12 protein-coding genes are annotated in these 11,872 nt (G+C 64.9%); 7 read left to right on the top strand and 5 right to left on the bottom strand.

The features are described from left to right. Positions 1-180: 180 nt before the first annotated feature. Complete coding sequence (locus ENHY17A_RS02725) at positions 181-1,164, bottom strand: YncE family protein (protein ID WP_159709844.1); 984 nt, start codon at positions 1,162-1,164, stop codon at positions 181-183. A 202-nt stretch (positions 1,165-1,366) separates the two neighbouring features. Further along, positions 1,367-1,846 (bottom strand): SixA phosphatase family protein, encoded by a 480-nt coding sequence (locus ENHY17A_RS02720; RefSeq protein ID WP_159709842.1) that lies wholly within the window; start codon positions 1,844-1,846, stop codon positions 1,367-1,369. Positions 1,847-1,914: 68 nt separating this feature from the next. On the opposite strand from ENHY17A_RS02720, the gene lepA reads away from it, so the two are divergent. Together lepA and ENHY17A_RS02710 are read left to right on the top strand one after the other, a co-directional pair. Beyond that, positions 1,915-3,711: a translation elongation factor 4 gene (lepA, locus tag ENHY17A_RS02715; protein ID WP_159709840.1), complete on the top strand. Its 1,797-nt coding sequence runs from the start codon at positions 1,915-1,917 to the stop codon at positions 3,709-3,711. A 184-nt stretch (positions 3,712-3,895) separates the two neighbouring features. Then, positions 3,896-4,252: an iron chaperone gene (locus ENHY17A_RS02710; protein ID WP_159709838.1), complete on the top strand. Its 357-nt coding sequence runs from the start codon at positions 3,896-3,898 to the stop codon at positions 4,250-4,252. Positions 4,253-4,279: 27 nt separating this feature from the next. Here the strand turns inward: ENHY17A_RS02710 and ENHY17A_RS02705 are convergent, their stop codons facing one another. The 3 genes from ENHY17A_RS02705 to ENHY17A_RS02695 all read right to left on the bottom strand — a co-directional run bounded on the left by ENHY17A_RS02705 (position 4,280) and on the right by ENHY17A_RS02695 (position 6,069). Beyond that, positions 4,280-5,062 carry a sulfite exporter TauE/SafE family protein gene (locus ENHY17A_RS02705; RefSeq protein WP_159709836.1) on the bottom strand — a complete coding sequence of 261 codons (783 nt, stop codon included), beginning with the start codon at positions 5,060-5,062 and terminating at the stop codon, positions 4,280-4,282. A 168-nt stretch (positions 5,063-5,230) separates the two neighbouring features. Beyond that, a complete protein-coding gene (locus tag ENHY17A_RS02700; RefSeq protein WP_159709834.1) occupies positions 5,231-5,746 on the bottom strand; it encodes a rhodanese family protein in 516 nt (171 codons plus the stop codon). After that, the gene (locus ENHY17A_RS02695) at positions 5,743-6,069 is read right to left on the bottom strand and encodes an ArsR/SmtB family transcription factor (protein ID WP_159709832.1); all 327 of its coding nucleotides are present in this window, start codon (positions 6,067-6,069) and stop codon (positions 5,743-5,745) included. Before ENHY17A_RS02695 ends, ENHY17A_RS02700 begins: the two co-directional genes overlap by 4 nt. A gap of 74 nt (positions 6,070-6,143) precedes the next feature. Here ENHY17A_RS02695 and ENHY17A_RS02690 point away from each other — a divergent pair, with 74 nt between their 5' ends. From ENHY17A_RS02690 to ENHY17A_RS02670, 5 genes are all read left to right on the top strand, one after another. Further along, positions 6,144-7,022, top strand: a complete 879-nt coding sequence (locus ENHY17A_RS02690; RefSeq protein WP_159709830.1) for an MBL fold metallo-hydrolase — start codon at positions 6,144-6,146, stop codon at positions 7,020-7,022. A gap of 73 nt (positions 7,023-7,095) precedes the next feature. Next, positions 7,096-8,160, top strand: coding sequence for an extracellular solute-binding protein (locus ENHY17A_RS02685; RefSeq protein WP_159709828.1), 1,065 nt, complete (start codon positions 7,096-7,098; stop codon positions 8,158-8,160). A 209-nt stretch (positions 8,161-8,369) separates the two neighbouring features. Beyond that, the gene (locus ENHY17A_RS02680) at positions 8,370-9,941 is read left to right on the top strand and encodes an ABC transporter permease (RefSeq protein WP_159709826.1); all 1,572 of its coding nucleotides are present in this window, start codon (positions 8,370-8,372) and stop codon (positions 9,939-9,941) included. 198 nt (positions 9,942-10,139) lie between these two features. Further along, on the top strand, positions 10,140-11,159 hold the full coding sequence (locus ENHY17A_RS02675; protein ID WP_159709824.1) for an ABC transporter ATP-binding protein: 1,020 nt from the start codon (positions 10,140-10,142) through the stop codon (positions 11,157-11,159). 92 nt (positions 11,160-11,251) lie between these two features. Next, on the top strand, positions 11,252-11,602 hold the full coding sequence (locus tag ENHY17A_RS02670) for a hypothetical protein (protein ID WP_159709822.1): 351 nt from the start codon (positions 11,252-11,254) through the stop codon (positions 11,600-11,602). Positions 11,603-11,872: the final 270 nt, after the last annotated feature.

Raw genomic sequence — 11,872 nt, 5'->3', positions numbered from 1 at the left:
GATGGGGCGGGGGTGGCAAGGGTGCCAATCCCCCGTTTGTCCTGAGTAGCCGTTGAGCGAAGTCGAAATGGCGTATCGAAGGGCGGCCGCTTGGGGCGATCCTTCGATACGGGCCTTCGGCTTCGCTCAGTCCCTACTCAGGACCAACGGATGTTGGTTGCGGTAAATCTTCGAACCATCTCAGGGCAACGCCTGCCGGACGCTCACCGGCGCGATCGCGATGCCGTCGCCCTGTTTCCCCGCAGGCAGCCGCCCCAGCACGCGACCACTCGCGAAATCGACCTCTGCAATCCGGTCGATTCCTGTCTCCGCCACGTAAAGCCGCGTGCCATCGTCCGAAAACAGGATCGTCACTTGCCCGAATGCCTTGTTGCGTCCGACCGGGATCGTCCGCGTCACTGCCCGCGTTGCAGTGTCGATCACCGTCAGGTCGCCGCTCTCCAAGTTCGACGTCACCGCGTGTCTTCCGTCCGGCGATACCAAGATGCGGATCGGGAATTGCCCGACCGCGACGCTGCCCAGTTCCTTCATCGTCATCGCGTCGAATTCGTGCGCGCGGTTGCCGCCGCGATCCGCGACCCAAAGGCGGCGTCCGTCTGGCGACAGCGCCAGCCCCTCGGGCTCCTTGCCCACCGGGGTGTCGCCGATCTTGCGCATGGCCGACAGGTCGATCGCGGTGATCGATTTGGACCCCATGTTCGCGACCCAGGCGCGGCGTCCGTCGGGGGAGACGGCGACCATGTGCGATCCCTTTTGACCGGTCGCGACTTGGCGCACCCGCTCGCCTGCGCCGTCCTTGGCCGCACGCACCACCGCGATCGAATCGCTACCCTCTGCCGAGGCGACCAGACGCCCGTCCTTCAGCCAGACCAGGCCATGCGGGCGCAGATTGGGCGCGATGTCGATGCGTTCGACCAGGCTGGCCGATGCGACGTCGAAAATGTCGATCGTCTGCCCGCCATAGGCGACCACCGCGGCGTGCGCGCCATCGGGCGAGATCGCGACTTCATGCGGTGCCTTCGCGGTTTCCACCCGGCGTACTTCGCGCCCCGATTTCAGGTCGACGAAGCTGACCGTGTCTTCGCCCTTGTTGCCGATGACGAGGGTCTGTGCGCTGGCGGGCAAGGCGAGGGTCAGGGCGGCGGTTAGCAATAGAGCGCGCATGGGGTTCTCCGAGGAATTTTCCGCACCCTATCGGGATGTCAGCACGGGGCAATGATTGCATTGCCCCACCCACGTCGTCACCCCGGCCGAAGTGCCGGGGTCCACCAAGCCGCGGGCGCCTGCGCTCGAGCCTCTTGCCGTATCGGGTGCCTCTTGGTGGACCCCGGAACCAGTCCGGGTGACGGAGTGTATGGGGCAGAGGCTACTCTCCCAACCGCTCCCGGATCGTCGCGGTCGCCGTCACCGTCCACACATCGCCGAAATCCTCATGCACCAACTCCCCGGGCCGCTCGCCGCCCAGCGCCGCGACGATGTTGGGCACGGTATTGCTGTGCCCGACGATCAGCACCGGCCCCGGCACCGTCTTTACCCGGGCAATCAGCGCAGCTTCTTCCGCGGGATCATAAGTTTGCACCGTCAGCCCGCGCGCGGCTGCGATCGGGGCGGCGGTCTGCTGAGTCCGGCGATAGGGGGTGGCGAAGATCGCGGCGAGTGGCTTCCCCTCGAACCACGTCACCAGCGCCTTTGCCTTTGCTGCGCCCGCGGGCAGCAAATCGGGATCGCGCTCGCCCTTCGGCGTGTCCAGATGGCGCATCACATAGCGCGGTGCGGCCTCCTGCGCCGCGCTAGGCAGGGGCACCAGCATCGCGGCAAGCGCGGCGATCATCGTCAGCATCTTCATCGCCCGCGACGCTGCCCGTGTCGGCCCCCCTTCGCAAGTCCCCCGCACGGTGCTAACGCGCGGCGCATATGGCCACCGAACAATCCAAGATCCGCAATTTTTCGATCATTGCGCATATCGACCACGGCAAATCCACGCTCGCCGACCGGCTGATCCAGCGCACCGGCGGGCTGACCGAGCGCGAGATGTCGGCGCAGGTGCTCGACAATATGGACATCGAAAAGGAACGCGGCATCACCATCAAGGCGCAGACCGTGCGCCTGGAATGGAAGGGCCATGTCCTCAATCTGATGGACACGCCGGGCCATGTCGACTTCGCCTATGAAGTCTCGCGCAGCCTGGCCGCGTGCGAAGGCGCGCTGCTGGTGGTGGACGCGGCGCAGGGCGTCGAGGCGCAGACGCTCGCCAATGTCTATCAGTCGATCGAGCATGACCATGAGATCATTCCGGTCATCAACAAGATCGACCTTCCCGCCGCCGAACCCGAAAAGGTCCGCGCGGAAATCGAGGACGTGATCGGCATCGACGCGTCGAACGCGGTCCTCGCCAGCGCCAAATCGGGCATCGGCATCGAGGAAATCCTCGACGCGGTGGTCGAGCGCATCCCGCCGCCAAAGGGCGATCCAGATGCGCCGCTAAAGGCGATGCTGGTCGATAGCTGGTACGACCCGTATCTGGGCGTCGTCATCCTCGTCCGCGTCATCGACGGCACGCTGAAAAAGGGCCAACAGGTCAAATTCATGCAGGCGGGCACGACTCACCTGATCGATCGGGTCGGCTGTTTCCGGCCCAAGATCGAACAACTGACCGACCTCGGCCCCGGCGAAATCGGGTTCATGACCGCGCAGATCAAGGAAGTCGCCCAGACGATGGTCGGCGACACCATCACCGACGCCAAACGCCCCGCGGCAGAGGCGCTGCCGGGCTTCATGGAAGTCCAGCCGGTGGTGTTCTGCGGCCTGTTCCCGGTCGATGCCGCGGATTTCGAAAAACTGCGCGAAAGCATTTCCAGGCTGCGGCTGAACGACGCCAGTTTCTCGTTCGAAATGGAAACCTCGGCGGCACTGGGCTTCGGCTTCCGCTGCGGCTTCCTCGGGCTGCTGCACCTGGAGATTATCCAGGAACGGCTGACGCGCGAATACGACCTCGACCTCATCACCACCGCGCCCAGCGTGGTGTACGAAATCGAACTGACGCACGGCGGCGGTCACATCGAACTCCACAACCCCGCCGACATGCCCGATCCGACGAAGATCGCAATGATCAGCGAGCCGTGGATCAACGCCGTCATCTACGTCCCCGACGAATATCTCGGCCCCATCCTGAAGCTGTGTCAGGACCGTCGCGGCATCCAGAAGAACCTGACCTATGTCGCGGGCCGCGCGCAGGTGACCTACGAACTGCCGCTCAACGAAGTCGTGTTCGATTTTTACGACCGGCTGAAGAGTATCAGCCGCGGCTATGCCAGCTTCGATTACGAACAGATCGGCCACCGCGAGGGCGACCTCGTCAAGATGAGCATCCTCGTCAACGAGGAACCGGTCGATGCGCTGTCGATGATCGTCCACCGCGCGACAGCGGAAACGCGCGGTCGCGGCATGTGCGAGCGGCTGAAGGAACTGATCCCCCGCCACCTGTTCAAAATCCCGATCCAGGCCGCGATCGGCGGCCGTGTGGTCGCGCGCGAAACGATCAGCGCGATGCGCAAGGACGTGACCGCCAAATGCTATGGCGGCGACGCCAGCCGCAAACGCAAGCTGCTCGACAAGCAGAAAAAGGGTAAGGCGAAAATGCGGGAATATGGGAGCGTGAGCATTCCGCAGGAGGCGTTTATTGCGGCGCTGAGGATGGGCGACGACGCGTAGCGCCCAAGGCTAAGGCGCGCAGCGCGTTAGCCGAGGATCAGCGCGAGCCGGCCGGCGGTCGGCTGACCTACGCAGTCAGCCGAACCGACCGACGTCACGGGCTCGCCCCGTGTCGGCGCTGCCGCAGTTCACCCGACAACCTGCACGGTTGCCTGCTCGCACGCAAAAATGGCACCTTGTTCGCATGGCAACGAACCCAACCCACGACACCTACATCGCCGCAGTCCCGGAGCAGTTTCGCGCCATCTTGAGCCGAATGCGCGCACAGCTATCGCACGCCCTGCCGGATGCCGCAGAAGTCATCAAATACGACCTGCCCGGCTTCCAGATCGGAGAGGCGATCGTCGCGGGCTATGCAGCCTTCAGCAAGCAATGTGGCCTCTATGTCGATCCCGAGGCGATCGCCGCCCATGCCGACGAAATCGCCGCATTGAAGCTCAAATCAACCAAGACCGGCGTGACGTTCACGGTCAACAATCCAATTCCCGATGCGCTTATCCATAAATTGGCGATCCGTTCGCGGCGCGAAAAGGGACTTTAAGCGGAGCGGCCTTAGCCCAGCCTTCGCTCACCACACCGCACCCCAAACCACATAAACCCCGACCAGCACCACCACCGCCGCAAAGCCGACCTCCATCGCGCGCTTGTGCGCCGTGAGCCGCTTGCCGAGCGCGATCCCCAGACCCGCGCCGACGATGCCACCCGCCACCAGCACCCCGGCGAGCGTCCAATCGACCAGTCCCGACAACGCATAGGACGTCGCCGTCGTCGCGCCCAGCGCGGTGACCGCGACCAGCGAGGTGCCGATCGCGTTGGCCAGCGGCATCGCGGTCGCCAGCATTAGCCCCGGCACGATCAGAAAGCCGCCGCCGATACCGAAGAACCCGGCCATCAGCCCGACGCCGCCACCGATCGGGATCAGGCGCGGCAACAATTGGCGCGCGCTGTCGCGTGTCAGGCGCACATCGGGTTTGGGCTCGCCGCGCCGCCTGCGCAGCATCGACAGTCCGACCCCGATCATCAGCAGTCCGAACAGTCCGAGCAAGGCTTGCCCGCCGATCGCCTTGCCGATTTCCGCGCCGATCGCCGCGCCGATGACCCCCGCCAGCGCGAACACGCCCGCGCATCGCCATTTGACGGTGCCCGCGCGCCAATGGCCGACAAGCGATGCGGATGCGTTGAGCGCCACCGCGATCGCCGCCGTTCCGATCGCCAGATGCGGCGATCCGGTGCCGACGACGTGCACGATCAGTGGCACCGCGAGAATCGATCCGCCCCCGCCGACCAGCCCCAGAACCAGGCCGATCAGCGCGCCGGACATCAATGCGAGCAACAGCGTTTCGCCGCCCATGACGATCGATCCTTTTCGGATTTGAAGTGTTCATCCCGCCCGACCCGTTCGTTTCGAGCAACGTCGAGAAACGTGACACGAACGCTTGGATAACGTTTCTCGACTTCGCTCGAAACGAACGGGGGCAGGGGCTTATCGAGCCGTTACCCCGCTGCGCAGCCGTTTCGTTTAGGCCGCCGCGCGCCGGTTCCAGGGCATTGCCCCCAGCAGCTTCGCCATCCCGCACCAGCCGCTGATCCCGGCAAAGGTCAGCCCTGCACCGACGAATGCCGACAGCGCGAAGAAGGCGGGCGCGACGAGCCAGCCGAGCAGCACGCCCACCAGCACCAGCATTCCCGCGGTGATTTGAACCTGGCGCATGATCTCAATCGGCTGCGACTTATCCTCCGCTACCGGCAGCCCGGCCGCGCGCCAGCCGTCGATGCCGCCTTCCAGCACGAACGCTTCGCAGTTCGCGGCGTCGCTCAGCCGATCGGCATTGGCGGCGGTGCGCATCCCCGACTTGCAATGAAAGATCACGACCTGCGCGCCGCCGCGATCGACTTTGGTCATCGCATCCAGCGGCACATGGTTCGCGCCTGCAATATGTGCGCGGGCATATTCGTCGGCACCGCGAATATCGACCAGCCGCGCCGCTCCGCTGGCGATCAGGCGCTGGGCATCGCGGGGGGAAATCGTCTTCATGACTCTTGTCCTTCGGGCAAACAATAAAGGGCGTAGAGGGTGTCGAGCAGGTCCGCGATGCGCGGATCGGCGATGCGATACCACAAAGTCTGGGCCTCGCGGTCGAACGCCACCAGGCCCTCTTCGCGCATCTTCGCCAGATGCTGCGACAGCGCCGATTGCGACAGGCCGACGGCCTCCGCCAGATCGCCGACCCGCGCACGGCGCAGTTCCACCAGCTTGCACAGCAGCATCAGTCGTCGCTGGTTGCCGAGCAGTTTCAGCACCTCGGCGACTTCACCGGCCTTGGCTTCGAATGCTTTCATGTCGGGCAGGCTGGGCATTGGTTTCCTCTACATCAGCTATTGCTAATTTAGAGAATGCTAATATATTGTCAAGCGACACGATGGAGAAAATCATGACGCCCCCCGACATCACCGCATTTTTCGATGAGGCGACCAACACGGTCAGCTATCTGGTCTTCGATCCCGATACTCGCGACGCCGCCATGATCGATCCGGTCCTCGACTACGATGCCGCGAGCGGGGAGGTGGATACCGCCTCCGCCGACGGGATGCTGGCCGCGGTCGAGGCGCGCGGGCTTCGCGTGACACTGGTGCTGGAAACGCACGCCCATGCCGATCATCTGTCCGCAGCGTCCTATATCAAGGCGAAGACCGGGGCTGCGATCGGCATCGGCGAGCATATTCGCGACGTGCAGAAAATCTTCCGCCCGGTCTTCGCCGCCGACGATCTGAAAACCGACGGCAGCGATTTCGACCGGCTGTTCGCGGATGGCGAACGCTTCTCCATCGGCAGCCTGGAGGTGGAGGTGATCCATACCCCCGGCCACACGCCCGCCGATGTCAGTTACCGGATCGGCGACGCGCTGTTCGTCGGCGACACATTGTTCATGCCCGACTACGGCACCGCGCGCGCCGATTTCCCCGGTGGCGATGCGCGCCAGCTCTATCGTTCGATCCGCAAATTGCTCGAACTGCCGCGCGAGACCCGCATTTTCCTGTGTCATGATTACAAGGCAGCGGGCCGCGAAGACTATGCGTGGGAAACCACAGTCGGCGCCCAGCGCGATGCAAGCGTCCATGTCCGTGACGGGGTGAGCGAGGACGACTTCGTCGCGATGCGCGAGGCGCGCGATGCGACACTGTCCGCGCCGAAATTGCTGCTCCCGTCGATCCAGGTGAACATCCGCGCGGGTCGCTTTCCGTTCGCGGAGGCAAACGGCGTTCGCTATCTGAAGATTCCGGTAAAGGCGAAGCAGGCGGTTTTCGAATGAAGGACTGTTGCGAATTACTCGCAACACCAGTAGGACGCTCGCAACGAACGATCACATCGGAGCCCCCCCCCTCATGACCTTCGCCGTATCCCGCACGCTTCTGCTCGCCCTCGCGTCCAGCGTCGCGCTCGCCGCCTGTTCCTCCGGCGACGAGGCGGCGAACGGCAGCAACGCCGCGGCGGGCGAGCAGGTCGTCAACCTCTACAGCGCGCGGCACTATGACAGCGACAATGCGCTGTACGAGCGGTTCACCCAGGAAACCGGCATCCGCATCAACCTGATCGAGGGCAATGCAGACGAGCTGATCGCGCGGATGCGCAGCGAGGGCGCACAGAGCCCGGCCGATCTGTTCATCACCGCCGACGCAGGCGCGCTCCACCGTGCCGAACAGGCCGGGCTGTTCCAGCCGGTGCGCTCGGAAACGATCGAGCAACGCATCCCGGCTAACCTGCGCGAGCCGTCTGGGCTGTGGGCAGGCTTCATGCGCCGCGCGCGCGTCGTCGCCTATGACAGCAACCGCGTTCGCGAGGACGAGGTCGAAACCTACGAACAGCTCGCATCGCCCCGCTTCCGCAATCGCCTGTGCGTGCGGTCCGCCGACAATATCTACAATCTGTCGCTGGTCGGTGCCCTGATCGAGGCGTGGGGGCCGGAGAAGACGCAACAATGGGCAGAAGGTATCGTCGCCAACATGGCGCGCCCACCCGAAGGCGGCGACCGCGACCAGATCCGCGCTGTGAACGCGGGCGTCTGCGAAATCGCGCTGACCAACAGCTATTATTACATCCGCATGGCGAGCGGCGAGGATGCCGCCGACCGCGCGATGACCGAGAAGGTTCAGCTCGGCTTCCCGTCGCTCGACGGGCAGGGCAGCCATGTAAACATCTCGGGCGGCGGGGTCGCGGCCAATGCACCCAATCGCGACAATGCGGTGCGTCTGCTCGAATTCTTCACCGAGCCTTCGACGCAGGAATATATCTCGGCCAACAACAACGAATATCCCGCCAGCCCGACCGTGACCGCGCCGCCGCCGGTCGCAAGCTATACCGGGTTCCAGCCGCACCCGATGCCGGTCGCGAACTTCGCGCGGCGTCAGGCAGAGGCGCAAAAGATCATGAGCGCGGCGGGCTGGCGGTGATTTGGGTTGCTACCGCTGCCTGTGTTCCGGATAGGAATTGCGGGCGGCGGAGCGAACTGGGTGCAGTCGATAATCAATCTGGGTTTCCCTATCCCCGTTCGTGCTGAGCTTATCGACCCGAGGGGCGGGACGAAGTCTCAACCACTGTCCTTCTCGGCTCGAAGAAGGGACAGCATTTCGGCAAGCTCAATGCGAACGGGTTTGGTTTGATGTTCCGGGAAATTCGCCTTCCCAACCCGCTCGGCTGGGCAGCGCTGGTCGCCGCGTTGCTCGCCGCCGCACCGCTGATTGGCGTCCTCTACGCCGCCCTCGGCGCCGAGCGCGCGGACATCGCGGCGAGCGAGTTGTGGCGCTATGCCGCGACTTCGGCGTTTCTTGCAGTCGTTGTCGGCGTGCTGGTCGCGGTGATCGGCACCGCGACTGCGTGGCTGACGGTGATGTACGCCTTTCCGGGCAGACGCGTTCTGACCTGGGCACTGGTCCTGCCGCTCGCGGTGCCGGGCTTCGCGCTCGCCTATGCCTATGCCGATTTGCTCGACGTGGGCGGCGGGTTGCGCATGTGGTTGCGCGAGGATTTCGGCATCAATCCGATGTGGTCGATCCGGTCGATTCCCGGTGCGGCGTTCGTCCTTGGCCTCGCCTTTTACCCTTATGTCTATCTCGCGATGCGCGCGGCGTTTTTGATGCAGTCGGCGGATTTGATGGATGCCAGCCGCACGCTTGGCGCATCGCGGTGGCGTGGGCTCGCTGCTGTCGCGATCCCGGTCGCGCGGCCCGCGCTGGCGGCGGGGGTGGCGCTGGCGGTGATGGAGACGCTCGCCGATTACGGGGCGGTGCGGTATCTTAGCGTTCAGACGCTGACCACGGGCGTGGTCCGCGCCTGGTCGGTGTTCGGATCGACCGCGAGCGCGGCGACGCTGGCGCTGCCGCTGATGGGGGCGGCGTTCTTCCTGTTGTGGGTCGAGCGATCGGCGCGGCGTGGCAAGGTGCATGAGGGGGGCAAGGGGCGCCTGCGCCCGCTCGCCGTGACGCGCCTGACCGGCATCCGTGCCGCGCTTGCCACCACGGCTTGCGCGCTTCCCGTGATCCTTGGCCTCCTCCTCCCCGCCGCGTGGCTTGGGCATCTTGCGCTGGAGCAGACCCCCGACTTGCCGCGCCTGACCGCCGCCGCCACTCGCAGCCTTGCGCTGGGCCTGAGTGGCGCCGCGCTCACCGTGCTGCTCGCGACGCTGCTGGCGATGGGGGGCAGGGGCCGCCCCACATTGCTCCGCCTCGCCAGCCTTGGTTATGCGACGCCCGGCGCGGTGATGGCGATCGGGCTGTTGGTCCCCGCCTCGCTCCTGTGGAACGCGGGGATCATGTCGTCGGGCATCGTCATCGGCGTCGCGCTGCTCCTCCTCGCCTATGCGGCGCGGCTGATGGCGGCGGCGCTGGAGCCGATCGAGGCCGGACTGGAGAGGATTGCGCCTTCCACCCGCCATGCCGCGCGGATGCTGGGCAAGGGGCCGGTTGGCGGCGCGATTGCGGTCGACCTGCCGCTGGCGCGCGGTGCGGTGCTGACGGCGGCGCTGCTCGTCTTCATCGACATCGTCAAGGAATTGCCCGCGACGCTGATCCTGCGGCCGTTCAATTTCGACACGCTGGCGGTGATCGCCAATAATTATGCGCTGGACGAGCGGCTGGGGCAGGCGGGGTTGCCGTCGCTGATCGTCGTCGCGCTCGCGCTTGGCCCGGTGATCTGGCTGTCGCGGCGGATTGCCGCGGTGCGCCCGGCAAGCTAGGTCGGGTGCAGTGACACCAACCCACCCCCATCCGTTTGTTTCGAGCCCTTCGACTGTCTGCCAAGGCAGGCGCTCAGGACAGGCTTCGAGCCTTTGGCTCGAAGTCGAGAAACGTGACCGAGGCGCTCGCGAGCGTTTCTCGACTTCGCTCGAAACAAACGGGGTGGGGTCATACTTTCCCAGACCGGCATGCTCACCATGACCGCTCCCGCTCTGTCCGTCGCCGATGTCGCCAAATCCTATGGATCGGTGCAGGCCGTGGACGGCGCCAGCTTCGATCTCGCGGCAGGGCAGGTGACGTGCCTGCTCGGCCGGTCGGGCTGCGGCAAGTCCACCTTGCTGCGCCTGATTGCCGGGCTGGAATGCGCCGATCGGGGAACGATCGCGGGCGACACGCTGTTCGCGGACTCTACAACGCACCTACCGCCCGAGAAGCGCGGCATCGGCCTGGTGTTCCAGGACTATGCCCTGTTCCCGCACCTCGATGTCACGAAGAATGTCGGCTTCGGCCTCGCGCATCTGAACAAGGCCGACCGCGCGACCCGCGTTGCCGCCCTGCTCGACCGCTTCCAGATCGCACACCTTGCGCACGCCTATCCCCACAGCCTGTCGGGCGGCGAGCAGCAACGCGTCGCCATCGCCCGTGCACTCGCGCGCGAGCCCGCCGTGGTGCTGATGGACGAGCCCTTTTCGGGCCTAGACGGCGCGCTGCGTCGCGACATCCAGCTCGCCATCCTGGGCCAGTTGCGCGCGAGCGGCGCGGCGGTACTCATCGTCACCCATGACGCAGAGGAAGCGATGCGCGTAGGCGACCGCATCGTGTTGATGGCCGAGGGGCGCGTGCTGCAAACCGGCACGCCGGAGGAATGTTACGCCCAGCCCACCAGCGCCGCCGCCGCCCGCCTGCTCGGCCCGGTCAACGCGTTGCCCGGGATGGTGAAGGACGGCCGGATTGAAACGGCGCTGGGCACGATACCAGCCCCCAACCACCCCGACGGCCCCGCCACCCTGCTCGCCCGCCCGGAGGCATTCGGGGTGGCGGGGGACGGCGCGGGCTTTGATCTGACGGTCAGCGAAATCGCCTATCTCGGCGACCGGTACGAGGTGTCGGGAATGGTCGGTGATACCCCGATCCTGGCGCATCTGGCGACGCGCCCGATTTTGGGTCGCGGCACCGTGCGGCTCTCTGTGTCATCAGAGGATGTTCGGATCGTTTAGGCCCCGCTACGTTTTGCTGACATTTGCGGGCAAAGCTGAATGTCTGCAAACGACCCCATTGCGGACATTTTGACCGGTGTCATACTACCGCAATGTCTAAAGCCCGCGCCTATCTTCGGTCTGCTCTTGAAAGGGTGGCCAGCGGCGGCGACATCGCCGCAGATCAATTGGATGCCGCCGTTGCCGATCCGCGCTTACTTAATCGAGCAGAGAAGGATGCGTGGCAGGAGTTAAGCCATTGGGCGGACGATAAAGACATTCGAAAGAAGGATCCGAAATACACTGCTTCCCGACGGGAGCGGATGATGAACCACATAGCGGCGCTAGATGGCTATCTGCCCAAGGAAATCGAGCGGGGGAAGCATATTGGTTCGCATATCTCGCAATGGTGGATCGTCGTCGCGGTAGGTTTATGCGCTGCGGTGTTCTTACTTCTCTGGTAACGGCAGCTTCCCACCCAATTCCCGCCGTTCATTCAACTGGAAATGTAGGATTTCGTCTGCTCTACCCTGAGCGATGGCGCGCCAGACCACCCCTGCTGAAACCACGAACCAACCCAGTGTCGCGTCGCCGTGGCCTCCCCGCCGCGTCGCCGTCGCCTCACCCCTCAAAACCACGCAATCGTGTAAACCTTGTCAACTTGTTCAGGTTCGAGCCGCCACCGCCCGCCGATATAATATCTCCCCTCACCCTAGGTTCAGCCGCGTTTCTGT

Origin of the sequence: Sphingomonas sp. AX6, assembly GCF_902506605.1 — a bacterium.
Classification (GTDB): domain Bacteria; phylum Pseudomonadota; class Alphaproteobacteria; order Sphingomonadales; family Sphingomonadaceae; genus Sphingomonas.
This window is presented reverse-complemented; position numbering and strand designations above follow the sequence as displayed.

Excerpts from the sequence above, each read along its gene's own strand:
- ENHY17A_RS02710 (WP_159709838.1), top strand. The coding sequence starts at position 3,896 with ATGGCAACGAACCCAACCCACGACACCTACATCGCCGCAGTCCCGGAG.
- ENHY17A_RS02670 (WP_159709822.1), top strand. The coding sequence starts at position 11,252 with ATGTCTAAAGCCCGCGCCTATCTTCGGTCTGCTCTTGAAAGGGTGGCC.
- ENHY17A_RS02695 (WP_159709832.1), bottom strand. The coding sequence starts at position 6,069 with ATGCCCAGCCTGCCCGACATGAAAGCATTCGAAGCCAAGGCCGGTGAA.
- ENHY17A_RS02680 (WP_159709826.1), top strand. The coding sequence starts at position 8,370 with ATGTTCCGGGAAATTCGCCTTCCCAACCCGCTCGGCTGGGCAGCGCTG.
- lepA (WP_159709840.1), top strand. The coding sequence starts at position 1,915 with ATGGCCACCGAACAATCCAAGATCCGCAATTTTTCGATCATTGCGCAT.
- ENHY17A_RS02700 (WP_159709834.1), bottom strand. The coding sequence starts at position 5,746 with ATGAAGACGATTTCCCCCCGCGATGCCCAGCGCCTGATCGCCAGCGGA.
- ENHY17A_RS02720 (WP_159709842.1), bottom strand. The coding sequence starts at position 1,846 with ATGAAGATGCTGACGATGATCGCCGCGCTTGCCGCGATGCTGGTGCCC.
- ENHY17A_RS02690 (WP_159709830.1), top strand. The coding sequence starts at position 6,144 with ATGACGCCCCCCGACATCACCGCATTTTTCGATGAGGCGACCAACACG.
- ENHY17A_RS02705 (WP_159709836.1), bottom strand. The coding sequence starts at position 5,062 with ATGGGCGGCGAAACGCTGTTGCTCGCATTGATGTCCGGCGCGCTGATC.
- ENHY17A_RS02685 (WP_159709828.1), top strand. The coding sequence starts at position 7,096 with ATGACCTTCGCCGTATCCCGCACGCTTCTGCTCGCCCTCGCGTCCAGC.
- ENHY17A_RS02725 (WP_159709844.1), bottom strand. The coding sequence starts at position 1,164 with ATGCGCGCTCTATTGCTAACCGCCGCCCTGACCCTCGCCTTGCCCGCC.
- ENHY17A_RS02675 (WP_159709824.1), top strand. The coding sequence starts at position 10,140 with ATGACCGCTCCCGCTCTGTCCGTCGCCGATGTCGCCAAATCCTATGGA.